The sequence below is a fragment of the Arthrobacter sp. I3 genome, assembly GCF_000520575.1.
GTDB lineage: Bacteria > Actinomycetota > Actinomycetes > Actinomycetales > Micrococcaceae > Arthrobacter > Arthrobacter humicola_A.
This window is the reverse complement of sequence record NZ_KI914908.1, coordinates 69936-74100: the sequence shown is the minus strand read 5'-3', so window position 1 is coordinate 74100 and position 4165 is coordinate 69936. Positions and strand designations below refer to the sequence as shown.

The window sequence follows — 4165 nt, the reverse complement described above, 5'->3', positions numbered from 1 at the left end:
CGGTGATTGCCGCCGTCGCGCCGGCCAGCCCGATGACCGTCAGCGCAAGGGCCGTCCAGCCGAACCGCTGGAAGACCAGGCCGCCGGCCCAGCCAAGCACGCTGGAGCCGAGGTAATAGGCCAGGTTGTACAGCGAGGCGGCCTGCGCCCGGCCCGTCGTGGCGATCAGCCCGGTCCAGCCGGAGCCGATGCTGTGTGCCGCGAAGAAGCCGCCCGTGAACAGCAGCAATCCCGCCAAGATCGCGGCCAGCTGTTCCGTGAGCGTCAGGGCCAGGCCACCTGCCATCAGTGCGGTGCCGGCGATCAGGACGGTGCGCCGGCCGAACCGCGACGTCAGGCCCGCTGCCCAGCGCGCCGAGACGGTTCCGGAGAGGTAGGCCAGGAAGATCAGGCTGATCGCGGTGGCGGGCAGGCTGAACGGTTCCCCTGAGAGCCGGAATCCGAGGTAGTTGTAGACGGCCACGAAACCGCCCATGAGCAGGAATGCCTGGACGTACAGGGCCAGGAGCCGGGGATTGCGGCCGTGGCCGGCCAGCGTGCGAAAGGCCCCGCGGAAGCCGCCCGCGGCCGCGGCGGTGAAGCCCTTGGCCCGGGGCACCAGAACCAGGAACAGGACTGCCGCGCCGGTGGCCAGAACGGAGACCGCCAGGGCCGCGGCCCGCCAGCCCCACAGTTCGCCCGCAGGCCCGGCGACCAGCCGGCCGGCCAGGCCGCCCAGGGTGGTCCCGGCGACATAACTCCCGGCGGCGACGGCGGCATGGGCCTTGTTGACCTCCTCGTTGAGATACGCGATCGCTATCGCCGGGATGCCGCCGAGGGCCATTCCCTCCAGCATCCGCAGGCACAGCAGTGCAGGGAAGGTGGGGGCCAGGGGGACCAGCAGGCCCAGGGCGGTGGCCGCGGAGATGCCCCACATCATTGCCCGGACGCGGCCGATCCGGTCGGCCAGGAAGGACCACGGGAGCACCGTCAAGGCCAGCCCCACCGTCGCCAGGGAGATGGTCAGCGCGGCCTCGGCGGCCGAGACGCGAAGATCCGCCGCCAGCAGCGGGAGCACCGCCTGGGTGTAGTAAAGCTGCGCGAAGGTTGCGACGCCGGCAAAGGCAAGCCCGGCGAGGATCCGGCGGTAGGCCGTGGAGCCTTTCGGATGGCCCGCCCATGCGGCAGCGTTAGCTGCAGGATGAGCTGCGAGATTGGCTGCGTTCTTGGCCGCGGGGCGTGGGCCGGTGCCGGTGGGTGCGGAAATGCGTGGCATGTCTTTAGGCTAAAGCCTGCCCGAGGGATGCTTCCAATGCATGATTTCCATAGAATAGATAGCAAATATGGATCAGTGCTGGAGGGGAACATGGACGTCGAACACAGGCAGCTCGTGCAGCTGCTGCCCCTGCTGCCGCTGCTGGCGGAACTGGGGCGGACGGAGCACATCACCGAGACGGCCGAGCTCCTGGGCCTGCCGCAGTCGACCGTGAGCCGTGCCATTGCGCGGGCGAGCGCCATCGTGGGGACGGAGCTGCTGATCCGGGACGGCCGGGGCGTGCGGTTGACGCCCGCGGCGAAGGCGCTCATGCCCCACATCGAGGCCGCCCTGGCCGAATTCCAGACGGGGCTGGACAGCGTCAGGCACGAATCGGAGGTGGTCCGCGGCCGGATTGCCGTGTCGTTCCAGCACACCTTCGGCGAGGCAATGCTGCCGCTGCTCATCAGTGCGTTCCGGAGCAGTCACCCGCAGACTGCTTTTGACCTCAGCCAGGGTGCACGGGACGGCTGTCTCGCGGAACTGGCCGCGGGCTCCGCCGACGTGGCGCTCACGGCACCCGTTGCCACACCCAGCAAGCGAATCGGTTCGGCCGCGCTGTACCGCGAACCGTTGCGCCTGGTGGTCCACCACCGGCATGCCCTGGCCGGCCGCCGCAGGGCCAAGGTTGCCGAGATCCGGCAGGAGCCCTTCGTGGCGATGGGGTCCGGCTACGGCATGCGCTCGCTGACCGACGCGTTGTTCCGCGAGGCGGGGTTCCGTCCGCGCATTGCCTTCGAGAGCCAGGACTCGCACACCGTCCGCGGCCTCGTCTCGGCCGGGCTCGGCGTCAGCATCCTGCCGCCCGGCGGCTCCGCACCCGGCAGAGCCGCACAAAACAGCCACCACCCGTCGCGGGGCACCGAAGCCGATGACGACGGCGGGCCGGGCTGGGTGGAGATTCCCCTGGATTCTGACCTGGCGTTCCGCGAGATCGGCCTCGCGTGGCGGGAGCCGGTTTCGCGGAATGCCGTGGCCGATGCCGAGTCCGATCCCGTGCGCTTGTTCCGCGAATTCGTGCTCCGCGACGGTCCGGCGCTCCTGGCAGGCTTCGTGCGCGAACGCTCGGGAGGCTGAGCCGGGGCCGGGGCCGGGGCCGGAGCGCCGGGGCAGGTGCGCCGGGGCTGGAGCTGGTGCGCTCAGGTCGCCGGTTGGCACCGAGGTCGCCGTGAAGAGACGGCGGTTTGGCAAGCTTCCGGCGACTTCGGGGTCCTGACGGTGCCCGGACGGGGGTCGGCCGCTGTTCGGACGGTGGTCAGCGGCTGGCGAGCAGCCCTTGCACGACGCCGGCCACCGGTCCGGCTTGTGCCTTCCTCCAGCCCGTTCCCGCCCACAGGTTCAGGCGTTCAGCGTCGCCGGCTGCGGTGGCCGCGGCCCGCAGGGGCGCCGTGAGGTGGTGGACGGCAGGGTAGGCCTCCGGCGCCTCGGGGTGGTCGCGGACGAATTCGTTCTCCAGGGCCCGTGCCTGCCGGCCGGTGAAGGCGCGTGTCAGCCGGGTTCGGGTGAAGTGCGGATCCGCCAGGGCATCTTTGTGCAGCTGCTTGGCGCCGCTTTGGTCAGTGCGGAGAAACGCGGTGCCGAGCTGGGCTGCGACGGCCCCGGCACGCAGCACGGCGTCCAGCCCGGCCGCATCCATGATGCCGCCCGCAGCCACCAGTGGGAGGTCGACGGCGGACCGCACCTCGGCGAGCAGCTCCGCCGTTGTGCCGCCCGGCCGCGCCGCGTAAGCCGGTCGCGGCTCCGGGGCCGGGAGGAACGCCGCGCTGTGTCCGCCGGCGCTCGTGTGCTGCACGACGAGGGCGTCCACGCCTTGCCCGGCCGCCTGCACGGCCTCGGCCGCGGTGGTGACAGTGGCCAGCACTGCCGATCCCGCCCGCTGCAGGGCCCGAACGACGTCCGGGCCGGGCAGCCCGAAGGCGAAACTGACCAGCTCCACCGGGTCTGAGAGCAGGGCATCGATCTTTCCCTGCCATTCGTCGTCATCGTCGAGCCGCAACTGCGGAAGCTCCACGCCGTAGCGCCGGGAGTCGGTGCGCAGCTGAAGCCGGTAATCCTCGAGCTCCGCCAGCACCGACGCGGGGGGCGGCAGTTGGGCCGGATCCGGGACAAATACATTCATGCCGAACCGGGCGCCGGACTCCCGGAGGGTGCTGATTTCCGCCTGCATGGCCGCCACGCTCTTGTAGCCTGCCGCGAGGAAGCCGAGCCCGCCGGCGCGGTGCACGGCCTCGACGAAGGCCGCTGTGGAGGTGCCTCCGGCCATGGGCGCCGCGATGACGGGTGTGCCGAAAAGATCGTGGGGCATTGCGGGCTCCTTGCAGCGATTCAGTAACCTGTTCCAGTGACTAACACTGACACGCCGCCGGCGGCGGACTCCGTTCCATCTTCCACCACGCCATCTGCCACGGCGACGACGGGTGCCGTGATCGGCCTGGACATCGGCGGCACCAAAACCCGGGGCGTCAGGTTCGAAGGCGGCGCGCCCGTGGCCGATGAATCGGTGGGCAGCTCCAATGTCCAGAACGTCAGCCCCGAGGAAGCCGCCTTGAACCTGGCGGAACTCTTCGCCAGGATCGGCGGGGGAGACGTCGCCCAGGTCTACGCCGGAGCCGGCGGCATCGACACCGATGACGACGCCGCGGCGCTCGCGGCACTGATTGCCCCGCACGTACCCGGCGCCCGGATCACGGTGGTCCACGACTCCCGGCTGCTGCTCGCCGCAGGCGGCGCCAGCACCGGCGTCGCCGTCATCGCCGGCACCGGATCGGCCGCGTGGGGCAAGAATGGCCGCGGCGAGGAGGCCCGGGCCGGTGGCTGGGGCTACCTGCTCGGGGACGAGGGCAGCGGCTACTGGCTGGGCCGGGAGGCCGT

4 protein-coding genes are annotated in these 4165 nt (G+C 71.2%); 2 read left to right on the top strand and 2 right to left on the bottom strand.

All coding sequences use genetic code 11. The features are described from left to right. The coding region (locus tag Y706_RS23715; protein WP_043434874.1) for an MFS transporter at nucleotides 1-1255 on the bottom strand (1255 nt) is incomplete at its 3' end. Nucleotides 1256-1345: 90 nt separating this feature from the next. On the opposite strand from Y706_RS23715, the gene Y706_RS0105050 reads away from it, so the two are divergent. Beyond that, nucleotides 1346-2371, top strand: coding sequence for a LysR family transcriptional regulator (locus tag Y706_RS0105050; protein ID WP_028275723.1), 1026 nt, complete (start codon nucleotides 1346-1348; stop codon nucleotides 2369-2371). Between the two features lie 178 nt (nucleotides 2372-2549). Here Y706_RS0105050 and Y706_RS0105045 read toward each other — a convergent pair whose 3' ends face one another. Next, nucleotides 2550-3599: a nitronate monooxygenase gene (locus Y706_RS0105045; protein ID WP_028275722.1), complete on the bottom strand. Its 1050-nt coding sequence runs from the start codon at nucleotides 3597-3599 to the stop codon at nucleotides 2550-2552. A gap of 117 nt (nucleotides 3600-3716) precedes the next feature. Between Y706_RS0105045 and Y706_RS27815 the strand changes: the two genes are divergently transcribed. Then, nucleotides 3717-4165, top strand: a 449-nt coding sequence (locus tag Y706_RS27815; protein WP_275450875.1) for a BadF/BadG/BcrA/BcrD ATPase family protein, incomplete at its 3' end; no start/stop codon positions are given.